Origin of the sequence: Abiotrophia defectiva ATCC 49176, assembly GCF_000160075.2 — a bacterium.
GTDB classification, from domain to species: Bacteria; Bacillota; Bacilli; order Lactobacillales; family Aerococcaceae; genus Abiotrophia; species Abiotrophia defectiva.
On sequence record NZ_KI535340.1, the window covers coordinates 1563314 to 1587476 of the forward strand.

Genomic DNA, 24163 nt, shown 5'->3' on the forward strand with positions numbered 1-24163 from the left:
CAAAAATTCTATGACAGGCCAGGCTAAGATCAATCAATTAGCTTCTACTAGTAAAATGAACAAACTTTATTAGCCTACCCTTACTATCTTGCACAAAGTCTAAGCAAAAAAATAACCATCGCCTGTTGAGACGATGGTTCAAAAAAACTAATTTGCATCAGAAGCCTGAGACTGGATGTCCAAGACTAGATAGCAATCTAAGATATGACCTAATTTGGCTAAATCAGGCGCTTGCGAGCCGTTAGCAAGACGATCCGACAAAGGAATCTCACTAGCAGCAAAGACGACACTATGGCCTGTATCCCCTAAGAGACAGACTTGGTGCTGGGCTTTATCAAGTGCTAGGACTTTCAATAATTGATGCGGATTGGTTTTTAATTCTTTTAGTAAGAGGACGCCACGCGAGCCACGGCCCAGTTCAGGTATGACAGTTAGGTCGCTGCGTTTCACATTGCCTCGTTGAGTCAAGGCAAAGAGTTGTGGCCGTTTTGCTTCTTGGTTAACCACTAAGCAGGCAACCACCTGGTCTTCTTCTTTCAACTTAATTGCTGTTACCCCTTTGGCTTTCAGGCCCATTTCTGATACCAAGTCAGCTGAGTAACGCAAGCAATAAGAGCGTCTGGACAACAAGACGACCTCATAGTTTTGACCGGCTTTAAGGCATTCTACTGCTACCACTTCATCTTGATCATCCAGCAGATTCATGGCCTTAGCCGTCCGAGTCTTATAGGAACGATATGTTGTGAAGGCTGATAAAGGCGTCTGCTTAATCATACCAGCCTTAGTCGCTAAGATGACTTTATGCTCCTCTTGGCTGGCCACAAAGGCATTAACAAAGCGTTCGCCATCTTGAAGTTGATAGTTCTGGGATAGATGAACCCCAAGATCCTTCCATTTTACCTCAGGCAGTTCATGCACCGGAATATGGATATAATTCCCCTTTGAAGTGATAATGACTAATTCTTGATGTGTACTGAGTTCCTCGACAAAAATTGGATAGTCAAAGTCACGTAAGCCTAAACTATTTAGATCAGATGAGGCAAAGGAACGCATACTAGTCCGCTTCATATAGCCTTCCTTGGTCAAAGAAACCATAACTTGCTCGTCTGGAATCAGAATATGAGTATCGATTTCTAGGCTTTGAACCTCTGCTTGTATTTGACTACGACGCGGTGTCGCAAAGTCTTTTTTGATAGCTTTAAGTTCGTTGATCAAAACCTTATTGAGGATTTCAGGATTGGATAGGATATTTTGATACATCAGAATCCGCTCATTCAATTCCAATCGTTCCTGTTGCAAGGCCGTAATGTCAGTATTGGTTAAGCGATAGAGTTGTAAGGATACGATGGCTTCCGATTGCTCCATAGAAAAATCAAACTCGGCAACCAAGTTTTCCTTAGCTTCCTGTTTATTATCAGACCGGCGAATAGTGGCAATGACTTCATCCAGAATGGAAACTACCCGAATCAAGCCGTCTACGATGTGTAGACGTTTTTGGTCGTTAGCCAAATCATACTGAGTACGACGAGTTAGGACTTCCTGCTGGTGACTAATATAGGCTTCCAACATGGTTTGTAAGTTAACCAGTTCAGGTCGTCTTTTGTTAATCGCGACCATATTAAAATGGTAGTTCACTTGCAAGTCAGTATGTTTCAGAAGATAGGTCAGAATCCCTTTAGCGTCAACGTCACGCTTAAGTTCGACTACTAGACGCACCCCATTACGGTCAGATTCATCGCGAACATCTGCGATACCCTCTACCTTACGCTGAATACGAATTTCGTCTAAGCGTTGAATGAGCTTGCTCTTGTTGACTTCGTATGGCAATTCGGTCACCACAATCTGACTTTTACCACCTTTTAGGGTCTCAATATCAGTTTGCGACACCAGGGTAATTTTCCCCTGCCCTGTCTTATAGGCTTGTTGAATGGCATCAATGCCCTGAATAATGGCCCCCGTAGGAAAGTCAGGTCCTGGTACCAAGTCCAACAATTCCTCTAACTTAGGGCGCTTGTGGGTTAAGAGATAGATAACGGCATCAATGATTTCGCCTAAATTATGAGGCGGAATTTCAGTGGCATAACCAGCAGAAATCCCAGTTGCCCCATTGACTAAGAGGTTAGGGAAACGTGCTGGCAGAACCGTTGGCTCCTCTTCCGTATCATCGAAGTTAAGGATAAAATCAACGGTTTCTTGCTTAATATCACGCAGTAACTGAGCCGCAATAGGTGACAGGCGGGCTTCGGTATAACGCATAGCCGCGGCTGGGTCCCCATCCATGGAACCATTGTTCCCATGCATATCAATCAGAGGATTACGCAACTTCCAGTCCTGACTCATGCGGACCATGGCTTCATAGACAGAAGAGTCCCCATGTGGATGATAGTTACCGATGACATTACCAACCGTTTTAGCCGATTTCCGGTAAGGATTATCAGCTGTGTTCCGGTCACGATACATAGCATAGAGAATTCGGCGTTGAACTGGTTTGAGGCCATCACGAATGTCTGGCAAAGCCCGGTCTTGAATGATGTACTTGGAATAACGACCAAAGCGATCCCCAATCACATCCGCGAAGCTTAATTCTTGAATCATTTCTTGGCTCATGCTTAGACCTCCTCATCATTAAAGAATGAAAATTCTCCGGAATCCTGGGCAATTAACTCAGGTTCTTGGGCTTCTTGGCGCCCTTCTTGCTGTTTGACTAAACTTTCATGATGGGCATGACTGGATTCTTGCCCTTGTGACATTTCTAGAAGTGAATCCTCCGTATCCAGTGTAAAGCTGACATGGCGCTCAATCCACTTACGACGAGGCTCTACCTTGTTGCCCATGAGAGTGGTCAGGCGACGCTCCGCCCGCGCCCCATCATCAATGGTCACCCGAATCAGAAGGCGGGTTTCAGGATTCATAGTGGTATCCCATAGCTGGTCAGCATTCATTTCCCCAAGCCCTTTATAGCGTTGTAGGACATAGCCTTTACCAACTTTAGCAATTTTGCTAGCTAGTTCTTCATCAGTCCAGGCATATTCCACCACTTGTTTCTTACCTGCCCCTTTAGACACCTTGAAGAGAGGAGGCATAGCCAAATAGACCTTGCCAGCTTCTAATAAAGGCTTCATATAGCGATAGAAGAAAGTTAAGAGTAAGACTTGAATGTGGGCACCATCCGTGTCCGCATCGGTCATGATAATAACTTTGTTATAGTTAACCGATTCTAAGTCAAAATCTGCTCCTACTCCAGCCCCAATAGTATAAATCATAGTATTGATTTCCTCGTTTTTGAGGATATCTTGCATAGAGGCTTTTTCGGTGTTAATGACCTTCCCACGAAGTGGTAAGATGGCTTGATACTGGCGATTTCGGCCAAGCTTAGCTGAACCACCCGCAGAGTCCCCTTCGACTAGGTAGAGTTCGTTCTTGCTGGCATCCTTTGATTGAGCCTTGGTTAATTTACCGGAAATTGCTCGTTCTTGGGCCTGCTTCTTAGAACCAGAGCGCGCCGCGTCACGAGCTTTACGCGCCGCTTCGCGCGTTTCACGAGCCTTAATGGCCTTACGTAAAATCATCTGAGAGAAGTTGCCATTCTCATTGAGATAGGCCGTCATTTTCTCGTTAACGAAGTTTTCTACCAGTGGACGCGCCTTAGGCGTTCCAAGTTTTTCCTTGGTTTGACCTTCAAATTGAAGGTATTCCTCAGGAATACGTAGGGAGATTACAGCCGTCAACCCTTCTCTGACATCTGAACCTTCTAAGTTTTTGTCCTTGTCCTTGAGCAAGCCGACCTTACGCGCGTAGTCATTGAAGGCCTTGGTCATGCCGGTCTTCATCCCAACTTCATGGGTCCCTCCGCCACCTGTGCGAACATTATTGGCGAAGGATAGAATGGTCTCAGAGTAGCCATCATTATATTGAAAGGCAAAATCAATTTCAAAGCCCTCAACCTCACCAGCAAAGCCAGCGATATCTCCTAAGGTATCTTTCTCTTCATTCAAATAGGTAATGAAGTCAATCAAACCTTGGCTGAAGTGGAAGACTTCATGATAATCAATGCGTTCATCGATTAGCTCAATGGTTAAGTCCTTAAGCAGAAAGGCAGACTCACGCAAACGTTCTGCGATAGTCTCGCTATTAATGGTTGCATGACCAAAAATCTTGCTATCAGGCATAAAATGCACGGTAGTCCCATGTTTGGACTTATTAGAATTCTTGGTCTTAATCAGTTTAGTAACCGGCACGCCCCCATTTTCAAAGCGCATCTGATAGGTATAGCCATCACGGTCCACCTCAACCTGTACCCAAGTCGAGAGGGCGTTGACAACAGATGCCCCTACCCCGTGAAGACCACCAGCAGACTTATAACCACCTTGGCCAAATTTACCACCGGCATGGAGGACAGTAAAGACCACTTCAATGGTTGGCTTACCGGAAGCATGCAAGCCAACCGGCAAACCACGGCCATTATCTTGAACCTTAACACTGCCATCTTGACAGATTGTTACCTTAATATGGTCTGCAAAACCTGACAAAGCTTCATCGACAGCATTGTCCACAATTTCATATAAAAGATGATGCAAGCCACGTTGATCAGTAGAGCCGATATACATACCCGGACGCTTACGTACGGCTTCTAAACCCTCTAGGATTTGGATGGCATCATCACCATAATTTGTTAATAATTGCTGCTTGTCAGCCACTATTGTCACCTCAACTTTTTGTTTCAACTGTTCTATCATACCAAATACTAGGTCTAGATTTCAATTAAATCTTTCATCTGGCCCATTCTAGCGCATCATCCGCCAAATAGCAACTGAAAGATGTCCCCTGGCCTTTTTTTTAGTAGGAATTCGTGATACACTAAAGGAGAATTTAAAGGAGGCTCTCTATGCATCTCAAAATCCTATTGATTATTGCTACCTACTTACTAGGCTCCATCCCTACTGGTGTTTGGTATTCACGTTTACGCTATCGTCAAGACGTGCGCCAAACCGGCTCTGGTAACAGTGGTGCGACTAACATTGGACGTACCTACGGCTTTCAGTCAGCCGTCTTGGTTGCCATGATTGACGTCTTGAAGGGCTGGATTCCAGTTCTCTTAGCCAAATGGCTCTTCACCGACAACGCCTGGGTTATCTCAGCTGTTGCACTAGCAGCCTTAATTGGCCATGCCTATCCCATCTGGGCCAACTTCAAGGGCGGCAAGATTGTCGCCACCTCTATCGGCGTCTTACTAGGCTTCCATTTCTGGATTGCCTTGGTCATGGTTATTAGCTTCTTTACCCTACTCTATCTAACCAGTACTGTTAGCTTCTCAGCCATGCTTTCTTATAGCTTGACCGCTTGCTACCTCTTCTTGACTCAGCCTAATAAAATCTACGGCGTGACCTTTATCCTTATCGCCCTCTTTATGATTTATCGTCACCGTCAGAATATTGAGCGCCTGCTGCGACATGAAGAAAAGACCATTAACTTTGGTCTTGGTCTCTGGCTCAATCAGCATGGATCCAAGGATTCATCACAAGCTAAATAAAAGCAAACACGCTTAGCTCCCTTGAGAGTTAAGCGTGTTTTTTACTGATTTTTTTCAACCAGATAGTCCTCAATGGCTTTCATAAAGTCATAGCCATACTGGGATAATTTCTTCTGCCCCACACCTGAAATAGTCAGGAAGGCTGTTTCCGTCGTCGGAAAATGACGACACAAGGCGCGCAAGGTAGCATCCGAAAAAATAATAAAAGGTGGTACCTGATGCTTTTGAGCTAAATCATAGCGGACTTGTCGCAAACGTTCAAAGAGAACCTGATCATAGGCATCGTGACTCTCATTCCCCCGTGCCTTGACTTGGCTCATCTTAGCAATACTCATTGCCAAAGTATGCTTAATACTTACTTGTTCCTGCCCCTTTAGCACCGACTTAGCCTTGGAAGTTAGGTTGAGAATGGGATAGTCTTGCCCCACCATCTTAAGATAACCTTCTACCACCAAGGCACTAATATAACGCTTGATTTGCACTTCTGGTATGTCTTTCATGAGCCCATAAGTGGGTAGATCAGCCAGATATGTTCCTTTGATGTCTGCCTTCTGGCTGCCCTTAAGAACCTCGGCCACCTTAGTCAAACCATAACGTTGGCCCATGCGATAGACACAGGCTAGAATCTTTTGCGCAGACACCGTAATATCAACTTGTTCCACTGTCGTCGTGCAATTGGTACAGGACTGACAATTTGTCTCATGTGGAGATTCACCAAAGTAACGTAACATAAAGCCCCGCAAACATTGAGTGGTTCGGCAATAGTCAATCATTTCATTGAGTTTCTGGCGTCCGATTGGATCGCCACCCTGTTCAATCAGGTAGACATTGGTCATAATGTCGCGGTCTGAATAGAACAAGGTACAACGAGAGTCTTCGCCATCTCGGCCAGCGCGACCAGCTTCCTGATAGTAGGATTCCAAATCCTTAGGCATAGCATAATGAATGACCTGACGCACATTGGATTTATCAATCCCCATACCAAAGGCATTAGTTGCCACCACCACCTGAATCTCATCAAATTGAAAGGCGCGTTGAGCAGCGTGTCGATCTAACATGTCCATTCCAGCATGGTAGGGTCTGGCTTTAATACCGGACTGATTTAGTTTACTAGCTACAGACTCCACGTCTTTGCGTGTGGCACAATAGACAATGCTAGGCTCGCCACTGGCCAAAAGTTCCTTAAGTCTTCTCATCTTATCGCTTGGTTCTTCCAAGGCAAAGAAAAGATTAGGTCGATCAAATCCTGTCACCATTTCAAAGGGCTTTTGCAGCCCTAAATAATGGACAATGTCTTGCCTAACCTGTTGCGTGGCTGTCGCCGTAAAAGCCGCCATAATCGGCCGTTTGTCTAGATAGTCCAGCAAATGAGGAATGGCTTGATAGGAAGGCCGAAAGTCATTACCCCATTGGGAAATACAATGAGCTTCATCCACCGCCACTAAACTAACCTCTAATTGGCTGACTAAGTTCAAAAAATAGTCATTTGACAGGCGCTCTGGCGCAATATAGGCTAATTTGACTCGCCCACTTCTTAAGGCCGTTACTGCTTGACGGTTTTCTTCCAAGCTTTGACCACTATTAATCAAAACTGCAGGTATGCCCATGGCTTCCAAGCTAGAAACCTGGTCTTGCATTAGCGAAATAAGTGGCGAAATCACCAAGGTAACCCCTGGCAATAACAAAGCTGGCACTTGAAAGCAAAGAGACTTACCAGCAGAAGTTGGCATAATGGCCATAGCATCCCGTCCAGATAGAATGGCATCAATAATGGCTTCTTGGCCTGGGCGAAAATGATCATACCCATAATAGGCTGCTAGAACCCCCTTTTTGGTTTGGGGCGCCACTTCAAGGGAATGCATATGTCTAGCCTCGCTTTCTGCTAATTCCTAAATTTCTTGTCTTAGTTTTTCTTAGTAAAAGTCAGGGTGTAGTCATGGGTGGATACATTGGATGGTCCCACTTCGATGACCTGGTATTTTTCTGGCCACTGGCCACTGGTCTCACTGCTATCCGCAATGCCTGCCCATGGTTCTAGGCAGACAAATGGTGCTTTAGCAGGATACGGAGACCAAATCCCCACAAAAGTCATGCCATGATGACTAAGTCCAATGCTGGCTTGAGCGTCTTCTAAGAGCAACTCAGTCTCTGGCTTGATCTGATAGATGAGCGCATCCTTTTTAAAAGTCTTGTGACTAAGCTCCATTCGACTCAACTCTTGGTAGCGCGCCTTATTAAGCTCAATTAAGCCACTAGCTACATCTAGAGGAATATGGCGCAACATCTCCTGTGGTTGGAAGCTAAGGTATACCTCATCAAACTCGTCCTTATCATTTTGGCAGACATTAAAGGCCGGGTGTCCCCCAATGTTATAGTATAATACCTGGCTAGAATTAGGATTGTGGACCGTATAAGAAACAGTCAAACGTGGGCCAGACAAAATATAGGAGACTTGCAGCACAAAGTCAAAAGGATAAAGGGCTTTGGTCTCATCATTTGATGTCAGTTCAAAGGTAACCGCTTGTTGCGACTGAGCAATGACACGAAAGTAACTATCTCTAGCAAAACCATGACGCGGTAAGTGATAGTCTTGCCCTTGATAGGAGACAGCCCCTTCCTTTAAGCTACCCACGATAGGAAAGAGAATGGGCGCCTGACGTCCCCAATAGTTGGGATCCCCTTGCCAGATGAATTCATAACCTGACGCGCGGTCCAAGACAGAGGTCAGTTCGGCCCCCATCTCCTTAATTTTTACAATTACTTGTTCATTCTCTAGTTGTATCATGGATATACCTCCTCAAATCTCGTTATGCGAGTTGCTTATAAGATATAGTGGCTTAAATCAGGACTTTCTACAATCTTATCTAAACGTTGACTGACATATGCCCCATTAATCTCAATACGGCCCATATTCATATCCGCGGCTTCATAGAGTAATTCCTCTAAGACGGTCTCGACAATAGTATGGAGACGACGAGCCCCAATATTATCGGTTGACTCATTTAAGAGCACCGCGTACTCCGCCATTTTATCGATAGCAGAGTCTGTAAAGATGACCTCTACCCCTTCTGTAGCCAACATGGCCTGGTATTGATGCAAAATGGCATGTGCAGGCTCTTGCAGGATTCGGCGGAAATCATCTACCTTAAGGTCGGTCAACTGGACACGGATTGGGAAGCGGCCTTGTAATTCAGGAATTAAATCAGAAGGTTTGGCCACATGGAAGGCACCCGATCCAATAAAGAGAATATGATCAGTTGAAATAATACCATACTTAGTCTGAATGTCACTACCTTCAACAATTGGCAAGATGTCACGTTGGACCCCTTGGCGACTAACTTCTCCACCATGATTGGATGAAGTCGCAATCTTATCGATTTCGTCGATGAAGATAATGCCACTGTTCTGAGCCAATTCTAAGGCCTGTTGATTGATATCATCCTGATTAACCAGATGATCTGACTCTTCTTCCGTCAGCAATTCCAGCGCTTCCTTGACGGTCACACTGCGCTTGATTTTTTTCTTAGGCCGTAAGTTTTGGAACTCGGATTGGACGTCCATCATTTGTTCCATCATAGGGTTTAAGTTGTTGAGTTGCAGTTTCTTCTCTTCTAACTCAATGGTAACTTCTTTGTCATTGATTAAGCCTTGGCGCAATTGTTCCTTGATTTGGCGGCGACTGACCTTAATGTCATCTGTCACCACTTCCTGAGGTTCCTCCTGGCTTTGAGTCATTTGCTGCAACATAGCCATAAAATCATTAGGCTGGGCTTGTTGCTTCTTCTCTTGCTTAATGCCTGGTTTAAGAGCCTTAGCTAGACGGGTCAAAGCACGCTCATAGGCCTCTTCTCTCACTTCTTGATGTTTAATCTTCTTGACCATGCGAATGCTGGCTTCAACCAAGTCACGTACCATGGCCTCTACGTCACGACCAACATAACCAATTTCGGTATACTTGGTCGCTTCTACTTTGACAAAAGGAGCATTGGCGATTTCAGCCAAGCGTCTCGCAATCTCGGTCTTCCCGACCCCAGTTGGTCCAATCATCAAGATGTTCTTTGGTTTGACTTCAGCCTGCATAGCAGGCTCTAACTTGAGACGGCGCAGACGATTGCGCAAAGCAATAGCAATGGCACGTTTGGCTTCATCTTGTCCGATAATGTATTTATTTAACTCATTGACAACATAACGTGGTGTTAATTGACTCATAATCAATTCATCCCTTCTATTATAATGGCAAGTCAGCTTACTAAGCTTCTTCCACTCGAATTTGGTCATTGGTGAAGACATCAATCTCACTGGCAATTTGTAAGGCTTGTTTGGCGATGTCCACAGCGCTTAATTCAGGTGCGTTACGCTTGAGAGCACGGGCTGCAGCTAAAGCATAGTTGCCGCCTGAACCAATGGTCAAAATGCCATCATCTGGCTCAATGACTTCCCCCGTCCCACTGACCATGAGGAGGTTTTCCTTGTCCATGACAATCAGCAGGGCTTCTAACTTCTGCAAAGTCCGGTCAGAACGCCAAGACTTGGCTAGTTCGACAGCCGCTCTGGTCAATTGTCCTTGGTGCTCACTGAGCTTGGTCTCGAACATTTCTGATAGGGTAATAGCATCCGCTACCCCACCCGCAAAACCAACCAGGACTTGGTTATGATAAATGCGTCGAATCTTACGGGCAGAGCCTTTCATAATGACTTGCTGGCCCATGGTAATTTGGCCATCACCAGCCATGGCTAGTTGATTATCTTTTTTTACAGCACAAATTGTTGTCATGATGGTCACTTCCTTTTAGCGTGATTATTTATCTTGCTTAGCTTGTTTGGCCCTAGGATGGGCTTTAAGGTATTGGCTACGCAATTGGTCTTTAGTTACATGCGTATAAATTTGGGTTGAACTGAGGTTGGCGTGGCCCAAGAGTTCTTGAACCGTCCTCAGGTCTGCCCCCTTATTGAGCAAATGTGTGGCAAAAGAATGCCGCAATTTGTGGGGATAGATTTTTAAATTCATGGCCTGCTCCTCAACCAAGCTCTTGAGTCGCGTCCGAATCTGTCGGGGACTCATTGGGGCTCCTTTGTCAGTCAGTAGCAGGTATGGGCTATTATTTCTATCAATTTTCGGTCTTAAATGACTTAAGTAATCCCGAATGGCTTGGGTCGCTGAATCTCCCAAGGGGACGATGCGTTCCTTGTTCCCTTTACCTAGAACTCGAATAAGTTGCACCTCTAAGTTGAGGCGCTCTAAGCTCAATTCGCTCAGTTCGCTGACCCGCATACCAGTCGCATAGAGAACTTCTAGAAGCATTCGGTCACGCCAGGCCGCATCATCTTCCCGCTTATAAAGGGAATCAAAGAGTTGAGTCAGTTCTTGTTCATAGAAGAATTGTGGCAAGGTCTTCTTTTTAACCTGGTACTGAACCAATTCCATGGGATTAGTCTCAATCCACCCTTGGCTTAGGCAGTAGGTAAAAAATGACCGTAGACTGGATAATTTACGGCGGATACTAGTCTTTGCATAGGCTTGTTCATTGAGATAAGCCAAATAGAGTCTAACATCTTGATAGGCAATTTGCTTCAAATCACCGCCACCGCTAGTCTCAATAAAAGACTGAAAAGCCGCTAAGTCTTGTTGATAGGCAGCCAGGGTCTTCTGAGAATAGCGTCTTTCAACACTGATATATTGGAGAAAACGCGCAATAGCTTCTTGCATAAGACCACCTACCCTCATTCTTTCTATGTCTTTTAGTGTATCACTTTTTTGCTCTTGAAGCGACTGCCCCGCTTCATTTGCTCTCAATTGTTAAGAATTGATAAACAAAAAGAGATTAAACCTCGGTTTAATCTCTTTTATGCTGGCAAGGAACTTGCTTATTTTTGAATATCTTCTTGATAGTCACAGTGACTGCAAGCAACTTGTTTGCCCTTGCGACTTGTTTTTTCTACTAGATAGTGTTGGCAGACTGGGCAGTCGCGTCCAATTGGCTTATCCCATGAGACAAAGTCACATTCTGGATATCGATTACAGCCAAAGAAGAGCCGATTCTTCTTGGATTGGCGTTCGACCACTTGGCCCTGATGACACTGCGGACAGGTCACCCCAATGGTTTTGACAATCGCTTCTGTATGGCGGCAATCCGGGAAATTGCTACAAGCATAGAACTTACCAAAACGGCCAATCTTAATGACCATATCGTGCCCACATTCAGGGCAAGCAAAACCAGCTGGCTCATCCTTGATATCAATCTTAGCTACTTCTTCTTCGGCCTTGGTTAAATTGCCTTTAAAGCCTTCATAGAAGGATTCTAGGACTTGAACCCACTGGAACTTACCTTCTTCAATGGCATCCAGTTCTGTTTCTAAGCCAGCCGTAAACTCGGTATTCACGATATTAGGGAAATAACTAGTCATGAGATTATTGACAATCTCACCTAGTTCAGTTGGTTCAAACCGCTTGGCTACCATTTTGACATAGTAACGCTTGCGCAGGGTTTCAATAGTTGGTGAATAGGTAGATGGACGGCCAATCCCCTTTTCTTCTAAGACCTTAACCAAGGAAGCTTCGTTGTAACGAGCAGGTGGTTGGGTAAAGTGTTGGCTTGGCTTCATATCCGCTACCTTTACTGCCTCCCCAACTTTTAAGTCTGGTAGGAAGTTATCCTTAGCCCCTTGAGACGGATAAACCTTAAGGAAACCAGGGAATTTAATCTTAGAGCCATTTGCACGGAAGGTCGCACCATTCTGACTTAAGTCGCAACGAATGGTGTCGTAGACTGCATCTGCCATCTGACTGGCTACAAAACGTGACCAAATCAAATTATAGAGTCGATATTGGTCCTTAGTTAAGGATGCTTGGATGGACTCTGGCGTCAGCGTGACATTGGATGGTCGAATGGCTTCGTGGGCATCTTGTGCACTTTGGCTATTACGGACTACCTTACCAGGTCCAAGGTATTCAAATCCAAAGGTCTCGTCAATATAATCCAGGGCAGCTTGACGGGCACTTGGCGCAATACGGGTTGAGTCAGTACGCATATAGGTAATCAAACCGACTGTGTTACGGCCAAGGCTAATCCCTTCATAGAGCTGTTGAGCGACCATCATGGTTTTGCTGGTACGGAAACCAAGACGATTAGACGCTTCTTGTTGCAGAGTTGAGGTAGTAAATGGGGCTTGTGACTTACGACGACGCTCCTTCTCCTCAATCTCATCTACCGTGAATGGGGCCTTTTGATCAATTCGCGCCATCACCGTTTGGACATCTTGGTGGCTCTTAAGCTCTCGCTTCTTGCCATCCAGTGCATAAAAATCAGCTTGGAACTTGGTTTTGCCCTTAAGGAAGGTCGTCGGAATATCCCAATACTCTTCTGGTTTGAAATTGCGAATTTCCAGTTCACGGTCAATAATCAGTTTCAAGGCCGTCGACTGTACCCGACCAGCAGATAGACCTTTTTTAACTTTCTTCCATAATATAGGTGAAATAGAATAACCGACTACCCGGTCCAAGATACGACGCGCCTGTTGAGCATCGACTAGTTCTTGGTCAATGGCACGCGGATGCTTGAAGGCCTCCTTAACAGAATCCTTGGTAATTTCATTAAAGACCACTCGGTTCTTATCACTAGGATCCAAACCTAAAATATAGGACAGATGCCAGGCGATGGCTTCCCCTTCGCGGTCCGGGTCGGCTGCTAGATAGACTTTTTCAGCTTTTTTGGCGTATTTACGAAGTTCTTTAATGGTATCACCACGGCCACGAATGTTAATGTAGCTAGGTTCAAAATGGTTATCGATATCCACACCCATTTTGCTCTTAGGTAAATCACGCAAGTGTCCTTTGCTGGCTACTACTTTATAGTTCTTACCCAAGTATTTATCAATAGTTTTTGCTTTTGTTGGTGATTCGACAATCACCAGATATTTATAAGTCACCTGATCGACACATCCCTTTCTCGAGCAATGGGGCTTGCTTCAATGTAAATCGTATCAATCTTAGACGAAACCGGATCGCTTGTCAACACTTTTAATTCTTTATAGCTTGGAGACGATAGAGAGTTTCCAGGTCACCCATGAAGTCTGGCAGACTATAAATGGCATTAGCCCCCGCTTCAATTAACTGATTACATCCAGCTGAATTGGCATCACTTAGATGGCCTGGACAGACATAAATCTCGCGATTATACTGCAGGGCAAAATTAGCTGTGATGAGACTCCCGCTCCTCAAGGCTGCCTCGACAACCACTAGGGCAGGCGCGATACCCGCCACCAGACGATTGCGCATAATGAAATGATGTTTCTTTATTCCTATATGAGGTTGATACTCTGACAAGAGCAAGTTGGATTGGCCTAATTCGTTCATGAGACTAGCATGGCTTCGTGGATAACAGGTTCCGAAGCCAGCAGGCAAGACAGCAATGGTTTTACCGCCAGGGCAACTTAAAGCCGTTCGATGGACCATGGCATCTACTCCCAAAGCCATCCCCGAGACACAAACATAACCTGCTTGACACAAAGCTTGTGTTAGCGAGCTGGCATCTCGCTGACCTTGTGAGCTAATAGCTCGAGTTCCAACAATCGAAATAAGTGGCTCTTGCAACCATTCAATATGTCCCCGAAAATAAACAAGCAAAGGAGGCTTAGGAATCTCTAACCAGGCGCTAGGATAGAGCCTTTCTCCAATCATCAGGCTATAGTTGGCTAATTCCTTAATTCTTACATAGTGTTGGTCATCCAAATAGAAATGAAAACTTGGATTAACTAACACGCCTGCTTCTTTCTGTACTTCCCTTAACATAGCCTGACAGTCTGCGAGCTGAAGTGCGTCGCGATGACAGGCACTTTTGATAGCATGCTTGAGGTAATACCAAATCTCACGGTAATTAGCGCCTTCTAGGCTCAAAAGAATGAGTTGCTCCTTCATCGTCAAATCCATCAAGATTTCCCCTTTCATACTATATATAGGCAAAAAGGAGTATAAAATGCGTCTATAAACACTAAAAAGTTGCATATTTATATATATTAGTAAGTTAAGCATATAAAAAGACTGGGAGTAAATCCCAGTTCCGACAAGATAAAGGCAATATTGAATTCACGCTTCCTTTTCTAGACTATCTAAGCAAACTCTCCCTTGATGAGTCAAGCTATCAATCGTAAAGTGATAGGCTAACCCTTGATCATCATAGAGGATGAGGCCTGAGATATGGTTTTCATGCAAAAGATATTCTAATGCTGATATGACCTCTTCTTGACTATAGACATGCTGATTATCCAAATCCAAGAGATTTTCTGGATCAAGATGCACAGGTGATTGTTGGGCAAGTTTAGCAAGTAATTCTTTTACTAACTCTTTTCTAGGTCTCATAGCACTCTCCCTTTCCGCTTAGTCAAGTAGCAACGAATATGTTTTTATATGAGCATTGAACTTTGTTACTCTATCTCCCTGAAGAATTTCTACACAATAATTATAAAGCGTTTACATAATTGTGTCAAATAAAGCAATGCCAGCTGTTCAGATAAAACTGCTGGCAAACACGCTTCTTATAAGGTCTTTTTCTTCTTGGCCACTTTACTCAAGCTAACCTTGGCTAGCGTATTGTAGGCCTGAAATTGATTGATAAAGGCATGATCGCTGACCTCGCGCTTGAGGTCTACGATATAGTCTAATTTGAGTAAGGTGTCGCCATCTTCAAAAGAAATGGCAGCCAATTCCACGGATTGACAGAGGGCCTCAAAGATTCCTTCAAAAAGCAAATCATAATCTTGATCAGCCGAAATTTTAACAGTCAGATAGCGCCGGGATTGACTGGCGTTAGCAAAGTTAACATGCTCCAAAGTCAAGAGAAGACAGGTCAAAACCAAGGTAAAGCCCAAGGCTAAGAAAACATAGCCCATACCACAAGCTAAACCGATAGCAGTTGCCATGAAGATAACCAGCATCTCCTTGGCGCCCCCTGCAGCCGAACGGAAGCGTATGAGACTAAAGGTCCCGGCTACAGCCACACTGGTGCCCAAATTGCCGTTGACTAAAAAGATAATCATGGCAATGATAGTTGGCAAAAGAGCCAAAGTAATAACAAAATCTTTTGTATAAAGCGTTTTATACTTATAGACCCAAGCCAACCAAAGACCAGTTAATAAGGCCACTAGTAGTGACATCATTAACATTTCAGGCTTAGCATTGGCTTCATTTGCCACATAAACTGAATTGAATAATTGGTTCATAAACCTACCTCCCTATTATAAAGCTAAGCGAGCTTCTGAAGCTTCTAAAGTTTTAGAATAGGCTCGCCCATATTTAGAGAAAGAAATTTCTTCAACCTGATAGCGATTCAGAATTTCAACCATCCAGTCAGGTTGATCGCCATTGACCTTGATTTCTAGAATAACTTGATCGTCGTCGACTAATGGTTCTCCATAGCGCCCTGCTGTTAAATCTAAGTCATAGTTTCGGTAAACAACTTCGCGGTCAATGGTTACGCGTACCTTAGGGTCTTCAATCCCACGATATGAGTGACGTTTATAACCAATAAACATCATTGGCTTAAGTGCCACGTAACGTCGTTGTAACTCTAACAAAGTTAATTGCAACTCTGGGTTAGCATCCGGACGTGCATTGGTTGGATGGGCCACATAGCGAATAATATCTGCCATATCTGCTACAAAACGGTACTTATGCCCTACTTCTAAAATCTTCTTCTTAATCTCTAAGAAGGCAAAACTATCAGCCTTAGGCTTAGCATCATAGGTTCTCATCCGGACTTTCTCTCGTCCATGCAATCTAGCTAATGAATCTTCCACTAAGTCATAGTCTGCATTATCAAAATACAAGTTACTAATCGTCGAGACAGGGTAGTCATCTGGCACTAAGTGTTGACTAAACTCCTTCTCCAGTGCCGTCATGGTCTTGGCATCCACTAAATATTTACTCTCGATACGTTGGAAATTCTTTTGAACTTTATGCTCTTTCATTTTTTACTCCCCCAATTCTACACATGTAGTATTTAAAGTATAATGATAAGCTCCCTAGGAGCTAAGCCATTTACTACATTTGTCGTTTATATCATTATTCTACATTTGTAGTTATAGGGATTCAAGTAAATCTGAGTTCTGTAATAAGATTGTTATATTTAAAAAGCTTTACATATGAAAAAAGCGAGAGTCTTATGGGCTCTCGCTAGTCTTCAAGTCGATTTTTGCTTATTTAATCATCAAGATCAGGGTCATCTGGGTCATCGGGATCATCTATTTCATCTTTGTCCTCAGACTCATCGTCATCCCCATCTTTGAAAAAGGATTGCACGTTGAGGAGAGGTCTAAAAATGGATGGAGTCTGCGCAGACTCACTGCTAGGAGTTTGACTGCTTGCTTGCTCAGAGCTTGTGATACTTGCACTGGTTTGTGAGTTCGAGACCATTACTTGATTGGTCTCATATACACGTAAAATTTGCCCATCCATGACACTGATTTGGTACTGATAAATAGAATTCTGATATTGGAAAGCCACAAAATAGCGATCCTGGGATAGCTCTATTTCTAAGGCTTGTACCTGGTCAAGCGTCAGGCCAGCCTCTGCTAAAGCATAATCTCGTGCTTGGTCACTAGAAATTCTTGGCTCGCTTGTATGGTTCTCTACCACTTGATTGGCAGGAGGTTGTGCCATTACAAAGACAGAACGCGATAGTAAGACCAAAGCGGCAACTCCTAGAATGGCAAGAACGGATAAGAATCGAATCGGATAGCGATTATCCATTATAGCTAGTATACGTCGTTTGAGGTTAAAGCGATTAGAATAGAAACAAGTAGTTAAAGCCACTTGGTTTTTCTTACTTCGATCAATCATGGTTAGGATTGTCTCACCATAGAAGATTCGATAGCTAACATCTTGTTGCGCCAAAACTGTAGCATCACAGTACATTTCCCCTGCTTCCAATAACTCCTTGCTTGCGAAACGAACCAATGGGTTGTACCAGTAGAGACTCTTAATAAACATGGCTAAGAGGCTAACATAGACATCTCCGTGCTTATAGTGGACCAATTCATGATGGAAGATTAAACTAAATTCTTCCTCTGTGTAGTCAAGCTCAGGAAGCACAATGGTTGGTTTTCTGAAGCCAAAAAGCAGTGGACTGTGAACCAAAGGACAATAAATTAGGCCAATCTCACGTTTTACACCAACAAGCGCTTGCATCTCTGCAAGATTTTCCCAGATGGCTAAGTCTTCAACTGGGTCGCCCCAACGCTTGAGCATGGTCCTAAATTTGAAATAGCTATAGAGCTGGCGCCACAAATAAACAAAGACACCTATAAGCCAGACCAACAAAATAACATGCATTAGATTAAAGGACCAAGCAGAAGTTGCAAGCGGCGTTCCCGATGCTTCTATTGGTGCAGATTCCAACTGAGGCGGTCTTGTCGCTGGCAGTAATGGTGCAGGTGGTTGTACCTCAATTAGCCCTAGACTAAAAGCCGGTCTAAATGGTAAGAGAAGACTTAGAATGACGCCAATCCAGATATAGTATTTACTGCGCACTGACAGTCGATTCTTGAAAAGCATAAAACAAATACTGACAAATGGGATTAAGCAAGAAACTGATAAGCTAGTCAAAAAGAAGTTAAAGAGTATGTCTTGCATTTAGCCCCCTCCTCACTAGGACTTATGCTGATTCAGCAAGTCACGCAATTCATCCATGTCAGAATCAGATAAGGAATTTGAACGGAATAAGTTATTAATAAAGCCACTGAGAGAGTGACCCTTGTAGCGATTCAAAAAGTCAGAGGCCTCAACCTCCAGATAATCTGCTTCTGAAACTATTGCTGTATAGTGACGTTCCCGCCCCACTCGCTCGCTATTGAGATAGCCTTTTTCAGTAAGGCGAGCCAAGACCGTAAGCAAGGTTTGTGGCTTCCAATGATTGTCTTCACCTAGATATTCAATAATCTGAGCAGAAGTGGTAGGCTGTGGCAATTGCCAGATGGCCTTCAAGATAGTAAATTCGCCATCTGCTAGACGTTTAATTTTTGCTGCCATAAGAATCTCCTTTCGTTTGATAAATCAATCTTTCTCACTTTAATTCTACAAATGTCTAAGGGGTTTGTCAAGCTTATCCTGCCTTCTCCACAAAAAAATCGGCTCCTTAACGGAACCGATTGAATTTTAAGATTCATATGTTTTGTACATGGACTTAACCGGCTCAAAACTCCGACGATGAATAGGCGTGTAACCTACTCTATCCAAGGCCACTAAGTGTTCCTTGGTCCCATAGCCCATATTCCGCTCAAAACCAAACTCTGGGTAGGTCTGGCTATATTGGACCATCAATTCATCCCGATATACCTTGGCCACAATAGAAGCCGCCGCAATAGATAAGGATCGTTGATCGCCTTTGACCAAAGATTCTTGTGGCAGATCAGAATCAATCGTGATGGCATCTAGCAACAAGTAATCAGGTTTTACCCTTAGAGCCTCAACTGCAGCCTTCATCCCTTGGCGCGTAGCTTGATAGATATTCTCCCGGTCAATAATCGCTGGAGGAATGGCAACAATTTTAAGATCAAGGGCGACCTCACGAATTTGTCGGGCAAACTCTAGACGTTTTGCATGTGAAAGTTGCTTAGAGTCTGTCACCCCAACCAGTAAATGCTGGCAGTCTCTAGGCAGCACAACTGCTGCTACCACCACTGGGCCAGCTAAAGGCCCACGCCCTACCTCATCTAATCCGGCGATCACTTGATATCCAGCCTCATAGGCTGCCATTTCATGTATAAGTCTTTTTTGGTGGACGCGAAACATGATTTGTTGATTTTGTAGGCGTTTATGGCATTTTTCAAGCAATTTTTGGACACTTTTACGCTCGTCTTTTGCTAGTATCGCTAATAATTCATGAGACTCATCCTCTACTTCTAGCAAAGCATCCTTAATTTGACTTACAGTTAACTTAGACATTAATTTTCACCTACTGATGAGGCTTCTAAAGGCACTTGATCCAAGGTCAAACTACCTAATTGGTGCTGGCGATAGTCAATCACTAATTTTGTAGATGCCTGATCATAATCCTCCTTAAAGCCCAGTCTCTTAGTAATAACTAAAAGTAACTCTACTAGGGGCAGTTGGCACTCTTGTTCAGTCAGACGGTAACGCTGTTTCAGAACCTCCGGATTATTGCCTAATACTAATTCTAATAGATAAAGAGCCAAATCATCCATATGAACCAGTTGGTCTTTGATGGCACCGGTTAGGGCTAATTTTTTGCCCACCAATGGGTCATCAAATTTAGGCCAGAGAATCCCCGGCGTATCCAGTAATTCAAAATTACGCCCTACTTTTAGCCAACGTTGGGCCTTGGTAACCCCAGGCTTATTACCAGTAATGGCCTGGTTCTTGCCCACAAAGCGATTGATTAAGGTGGATTTACCTACGTTAGGAATCCCCAGAATCATCAGGCGAATAGCACGCGGCTTGACCCCTTTAGCAGCTTGTTTGGCAAAGTAATCTGACATAAGTAGCTGACACTGCTTCTCAAGTTGTTTCAGGCCTTTACCATGCTGAGCATCAATGGCCAAAGCATGGATACTTTGACTTTGATAGTAGTTAATCCAGGCCTGAGTCTTAGCAGGATCTGCTAAATCAGCCTTGTTGAGGACCATAATACGAGGCTTATTACCTACAATTTCGTCAATCAAGGGATTACGACTGGATTCAGGAATACGAGCGTCAACTAGCTCAATAACAATATCAACTAAATTGAGTTTTTCCTTGGCTTCACGTTTAGCCTTGGCCATATGGCCAGGAAACCATTGAATGGGTTGTGACACGAACTTTCCTCCTAGGACATAGTTTAGGGTGCGCTAATAGACAAGGAGCCATCTGCTTGTAGCTGATATTGCGCCATGCGTCGCATTTGATTGAAAGGCCAATAAACTAGGTCAGCTTTGCCCTGAACCGAAGCAATTGGGACTAGACCAAACTGACGGCTATCCCCTGATCCTGGTCGGTTATCCCCCATAACAAAGTAATATCCTTCAGGAATAGACTCAATTCCCAAGGTATCCCACAAGGAAAAGTCTTGAGTAAATGGATGGCTATCAGCTTGAGATTTATTTGGTTCCAGATATGGCTCTGGTACTGGCAAGTCATTGAGATAGAGTTGGTCATTCTTCACCTGCAAATGATCACCAGGCAAACCAATAATCCGCTTAACATAGGAATTTCCTGACCCTTTCGGATCAGGAAATACCACTACATCAAAGCGATTAATCTTAGCACTAGGAAAGAGCAACATATGCTCTCCATGATGGAGGGTTGACTCCATAGAATGCCCATCTACCTGGAAGGGCTGCAGAATATACTGACGAATACCTGTTAAGATTAAGACGGCAATCATGAGATAGAAAATCACATTGACCAGGTCACGGCCTAATTTTCTAAGCGAGTTCATGAGTTGTTTCCTTGCTTAAGTACTTCTTTAGCCTTGTCGTACTGCACGTCATGGGCCTTGAGATACTCACGGGTTGCCTCATTGAGGGCGTCTGCCGTCTTACCGGTTACTTGACCATCTTCAGTCAGTCCCTTATCCTTCTGGAAGGCCTTGACAGCAGCCTCCATTTTATCGTCGAAGTATTCAGTAGACTCCAATTCATAGCCTAAGGCTTTAAGAATTAAGGCCAGATTTTTTACTCCGTCATTAGATTGGCCCTTGGCTAAGGTGTCATCGTAACTGAGGCTCACTGCCTTAGCGACTGGTTCTTGCTCGACCGCAACAGTTGGCTCAATCCCTTGTTTATGAATCCAATCACCTTTTGGCGTTAACCATTTAGCAATCGTCAGCTTCAATTCGCCAAGATCTGATTGATTGAGTACTTGTTGAACGGTCCCCTTACCGAAGGTTTTCTCACCTACTAAATCATGTTTGGTATTTTCCTTAATAGCAGCAGCTAGAATCTCACTAGCTGAAGCTGAACCACCATCTACCAAGAAGACATAAGGTTCTGTGATTTTAAAATCACCATAAAGCTTAGTATCCGCAGAAAAGACAGTCGGATCACTGCCACGTTCTTGGGTTTGGAGGATGACATCGCCATCTTTTAAGAACATATTCCCAATCGCAAGCGCCTGACTTAAAAGACCACCTGGGTCATTACGCAAGTCAAAGATAAAGCTCTTAGCACCGTCTTCACGGGCTTTCTTAACGGCATTTTCCAATTCCTTGGCGGTATTTTCACCAAATTGGATAATTTTAATGTGGGCAATGGTCTTGTCTTGTTCGTCCAAATTGCTAGTCACTGAATAATTTGGAATGGTGTCACGAGTTAACTTAACCTCGAAGCTTGAACCACCGCGACGAATCACGAGTTTGACTTCAGACCCCTTAGGGCCACGAATAAGTTTCATGACTTCTTGTGTTGTTTTGTCCTTAAGCTCTGTCCCATCTACGCTGACAATGACGTCATTAGGCTGCAAACCAGCCTTAGACGCAGGCGTATCATCAAGCGCACTAATGACAACCATCTCGCCACCTTTGACTTGGAATTGAACCCCAATCCCTTCAAAGGAATCACTCATGGCATTATCGAAGGCAGTCGATTCTTCCTTGTTAAAATACTCTGAATAGGGGTCTTCTGTGGCAGACACCATACCTTTCAGGGCACCTTCTAAAATCTTCTCTTTATCAATTTCTTCAATGTAGCCTTCACGAATAGAACGATAGACTTCCTGAATTTTCTGAATGTCTTCATCTGAAAGCTGTTCTTTTGAGCCAAAGAGGCTAAATGGTGCAGCAGCTACAGGAACTGTTGTCGTAACGACACTGGTTGTTACCAGTAAGGCGGATAACCATTTCAATCCTTTACTTAACTTCATCGAATCCCTTCTTTCCAAGAATATTGAGCTTATTTGCTTTGTAGCGCGTAAGCTGTTCCTAAGGCAACTTCCATCATTTGTGTGAAAGTTGTTTGGCGTTCTTCAGCCGTTGTTTCTTCACCTGTAATTAAGTGGTCACTAATCGTACACATAGCCAAGGCTTGACGGTTGTGTTTAGCTGCCACGGCGTAGAGCCCAGCTGCTTCCATTTCCACAGCTAAGACCCCATAACGAGCTAGTTTGCCCTTGTCCATCTCTTCATTATAGAAACGATCGCTAGATAAAATATTACCGACATGGATATTTTCCTTAGGTAATTTTTCTGCTGCTAGATGATAAGCAGTATCTAGAACCTTGAAATCAGCTAAGGCTGCAAAGGAGACTTGCCCATTAAAGATATTGGTTAAGCAGCTAGAGTCAGTCGTCGCCCCTTGACCAAAGACGATATCCCGAACTTTGACAGATTCTTTCATCCCACCAGCGGTCCCAATGCGGATAATGGTCTTAACGCCATAGCTTTGGTAGAGTTCTTCAGCGTAAATCATGGCTGAAGGAATCCCCATACCAGAACCTTGAACAGAAACTGGAACACCCTTGTAGGTCCCAGTAAAACCGAACATGTTGCGTACCGTATTGTAACGCGTCACATTCTCCAGGAAGGTTTCAGCAATATATTGGGCCCGCAATGGATCCCCCGGGAATAAAACTACTTCAGCGATTTGGCCTTCTTGGGCTGCAATATGAATCGACATAAATTTCAATCCTTTCTATTTGTGGTAAAGATACTGTTGCCACGCATCATCAAAAATGGACAATAGACGTGAATAATGAGGGCTGTCTTCCATGTAACGTGAGATTTCGTCAAATTCGTCGCTACGCTTAGGAAACCCTTGATCTGAGTGGATAGCATTCGCCAAGCGACTCATGGGGTCCTTGGCTCCATAGTCCACCGATCGAGAAATATAATCGTAAAAACTCTTTGCCATTAGGCCCTCCTTCGTGTCTGTATATACCCATTCTACCAAAAAAAGGCCACAAGATGCAAAACATAGTCCCTAAGGCTTTAACTTTCTTTCTCTGTTTATTTAGGGTACAATGATAGAAAAGGAGGGAAAACATGAAAGAAACACTCAAATTATCCTATACTAAACAGGTCCTCATTGAAGTTCTCAATGCTGCAACTCATGGTATTGGCGCCCTCTTAAGCATTATTGCCACGGTTGCGCTCATACTCAAAGGCGTCCAACATGGCTCACACTTAGAGATTGTCTCCTATGCGATCTACGGAGCTAGCCTCTTCTTATTATTCTTAAATTCAACCCTTTATCATTCCTTTAGCCTGACGCGCTATAAAGATGTCTTCCAAAAGATTGACCATTCATCTATCTACCTTTTAATCGCAGGTACTTACACCCCCTACCTCATGGTTTCAATTGGGGGGCTTGCGGGCTATGGTTTCCTAGCGCTTGTCTGGGCCTTGGCTATTGGAGGTATTATCTTCGAAGTCTCTGCTATCGGCCGATGGCCAAAACTCAGCACCTTCCTCTACCTTGGATTAGGCTGGCTTAGTGTCTTCATCATCTATCCCTTAGCACAATCCATTCCCTTGACCGGGATTCTGCTCTTAGCTTTGGGCGGTGTCACTTACTCACTAGGAACGATTTTCTATCGTATGAAAGACAACAAATGGATGCATATCATTTGGCACCTTTTCGTATTAGGCGGCGCCGTCTTCATGTTTTATAGCATCTTATACTTTGTATAAAAAAAATCCAATGGCCGTA

General features: G+C 44.0%; 22 protein-coding genes. 2 read left to right on the plus strand and 20 right to left on the minus strand.

Annotated elements, in window-relative coordinates:
* Positions 1-147 precede the first annotated feature (147 nt).
* Complete coding sequence (gene parC / locus GCWU000182_RS07315) at positions 148-2607, minus strand: DNA topoisomerase IV subunit A (RefSeq protein ID WP_023392181.1); 2460 nt, start codon at positions 2605-2607, stop codon at positions 148-150.
* Positions 2608-2609: 2 nt separating this feature from the next.
* A complete protein-coding gene (gene parE, locus GCWU000182_RS07320; protein ID WP_023392182.1) occupies positions 2610-4736 on the minus strand; it encodes a DNA topoisomerase IV subunit B in 2127 nt (708 codons plus the stop codon).
* A gap of 149 nt (positions 4737-4885) precedes the next feature.
* Between parE and plsY the strand changes: the two genes are divergently transcribed.
* Positions 4886-5530: a glycerol-3-phosphate 1-O-acyltransferase PlsY gene (gene plsY, locus GCWU000182_RS07325; protein ID WP_023392183.1), complete on the plus strand. Its 645-nt coding sequence runs from the start codon at positions 4886-4888 to the stop codon at positions 5528-5530.
* A 41-nt stretch (positions 5531-5571) separates the two neighbouring features.
* Here plsY and recQ read toward each other — a convergent pair whose 3' ends face one another.
* The 18 genes from recQ to GCWU000182_RS07415 form a co-directional block, all read right to left on the minus strand.
* Entirely contained in the window at positions 5572-7392 is a 1821-nt protein-coding gene (gene recQ, locus GCWU000182_RS07330) for a DNA helicase RecQ (RefSeq protein ID WP_023392184.1), read from the minus strand.
* A gap of 41 nt (positions 7393-7433) precedes the next feature.
* Complete coding sequence (locus tag GCWU000182_RS07335; RefSeq protein ID WP_023392185.1) at positions 7434-8315, minus strand: aldose 1-epimerase family protein; 882 nt, start codon at positions 8313-8315, stop codon at positions 7434-7436.
* A 35-nt stretch (positions 8316-8350) separates the two neighbouring features.
* Entirely contained in the window at positions 8351-9739 is a 1389-nt protein-coding gene (hslU, locus tag GCWU000182_RS07340; RefSeq protein ID WP_035364322.1) for an ATP-dependent protease ATPase subunit HslU, read from the minus strand.
* Positions 9740-9779: 40 nt separating this feature from the next.
* Positions 9780-10304 (minus strand): HslVU peptidase proteolytic subunit, encoded by a 525-nt coding sequence (hslV, locus tag GCWU000182_RS07345; RefSeq protein WP_023392187.1) that lies wholly within the window; start codon positions 10302-10304, stop codon positions 9780-9782.
* 24 nt (positions 10305-10328) lie between these two features.
* Positions 10329-11237 (minus strand): tyrosine recombinase XerC, encoded by a 909-nt coding sequence (gene xerC, locus GCWU000182_RS07350; protein ID WP_035364325.1) that lies wholly within the window; start codon positions 11235-11237, stop codon positions 10329-10331.
* Between the two features lie 158 nt (positions 11238-11395).
* Entirely contained in the window at positions 11396-13456 is a 2061-nt protein-coding gene (gene topA, locus GCWU000182_RS07355; protein ID WP_023392189.1) for a type I DNA topoisomerase, read from the minus strand.
* 91 nt (positions 13457-13547) lie between these two features.
* Positions 13548-14456: a DNA-processing protein DprA gene (gene dprA / locus GCWU000182_RS07360; protein WP_051372940.1), complete on the minus strand. Its 909-nt coding sequence runs from the start codon at positions 14454-14456 to the stop codon at positions 13548-13550.
* 156 nt (positions 14457-14612) lie between these two features.
* Positions 14613-14885 (minus strand): hypothetical protein, encoded by a 273-nt coding sequence (locus GCWU000182_RS07365; RefSeq protein WP_023392191.1) that lies wholly within the window; start codon positions 14883-14885, stop codon positions 14613-14615.
* Positions 14886-15061: 176 nt separating this feature from the next.
* On the minus strand, positions 15062-15745 hold the full coding sequence (locus GCWU000182_RS07370; protein ID WP_023392192.1) for a DUF4956 domain-containing protein: 684 nt from the start codon (positions 15743-15745) through the stop codon (positions 15062-15064).
* A gap of 15 nt (positions 15746-15760) precedes the next feature.
* Positions 15761-16492: a polyphosphate polymerase domain-containing protein gene (locus tag GCWU000182_RS07375; RefSeq protein ID WP_023392193.1), complete on the minus strand. Its 732-nt coding sequence runs from the start codon at positions 16490-16492 to the stop codon at positions 15761-15763.
* Between the two features lie 232 nt (positions 16493-16724).
* Complete coding sequence (locus GCWU000182_RS07380; RefSeq protein ID WP_035364327.1) at positions 16725-18155, minus strand: M56 family metallopeptidase; 1431 nt, start codon at positions 18153-18155, stop codon at positions 16725-16727.
* Positions 18156-18170: 15 nt separating this feature from the next.
* Positions 18171-18551, minus strand: a complete 381-nt coding sequence (locus GCWU000182_RS07385; protein ID WP_023392195.1) for a BlaI/MecI/CopY family transcriptional regulator — start codon at positions 18549-18551, stop codon at positions 18171-18173.
* A gap of 126 nt (positions 18552-18677) precedes the next feature.
* Complete coding sequence (locus GCWU000182_RS07390) at positions 18678-19466, minus strand: ribonuclease HII (RefSeq protein WP_023392196.1); 789 nt, start codon at positions 19464-19466, stop codon at positions 18678-18680.
* On the minus strand, positions 19466-20335 hold the full coding sequence (gene ylqF / locus GCWU000182_RS07395; protein WP_268442946.1) for a ribosome biogenesis GTPase YlqF: 870 nt from the start codon (positions 20333-20335) through the stop codon (positions 19466-19468). The genes GCWU000182_RS07390 and ylqF overlap by 1 nt, the downstream gene beginning before the upstream one ends.
* A 23-nt stretch (positions 20336-20358) precedes the next feature.
* On the minus strand, positions 20359-20958 hold the full coding sequence (gene lepB, locus GCWU000182_RS07400) for a signal peptidase I (RefSeq protein WP_023392198.1): 600 nt from the start codon (positions 20956-20958) through the stop codon (positions 20359-20361).
* Positions 20955-22379: a S41 family peptidase gene (locus GCWU000182_RS07405; RefSeq protein ID WP_023392199.1), complete on the minus strand. Its 1425-nt coding sequence runs from the start codon at positions 22377-22379 to the stop codon at positions 20955-20957. Before GCWU000182_RS07405 ends, lepB begins: the two co-directional genes overlap by 4 nt.
* Before the next feature lie 29 nt (positions 22380-22408).
* The gene (gene deoD / locus GCWU000182_RS07410) at positions 22409-23131 is read right to left on the minus strand and encodes a purine-nucleoside phosphorylase (RefSeq protein ID WP_023392200.1); all 723 of its coding nucleotides are present in this window, start codon (positions 23129-23131) and stop codon (positions 22409-22411) included.
* Positions 23132-23146: 15 nt separating this feature from the next.
* Positions 23147-23365 (minus strand): YozE family protein, encoded by a 219-nt coding sequence (locus tag GCWU000182_RS07415; protein WP_035364330.1) that lies wholly within the window; start codon positions 23363-23365, stop codon positions 23147-23149.
* Positions 23366-23496: 131 nt separating this feature from the next.
* Here GCWU000182_RS07415 and trhA point away from each other — a divergent pair, with 131 nt between their 5' ends.
* Positions 23497-24144: a PAQR family membrane homeostasis protein TrhA gene (gene trhA / locus GCWU000182_RS07420; protein WP_023392202.1), complete on the plus strand. Its 648-nt coding sequence runs from the start codon at positions 23497-23499 to the stop codon at positions 24142-24144.
* Positions 24145-24163: the final 19 nt, after the last annotated feature.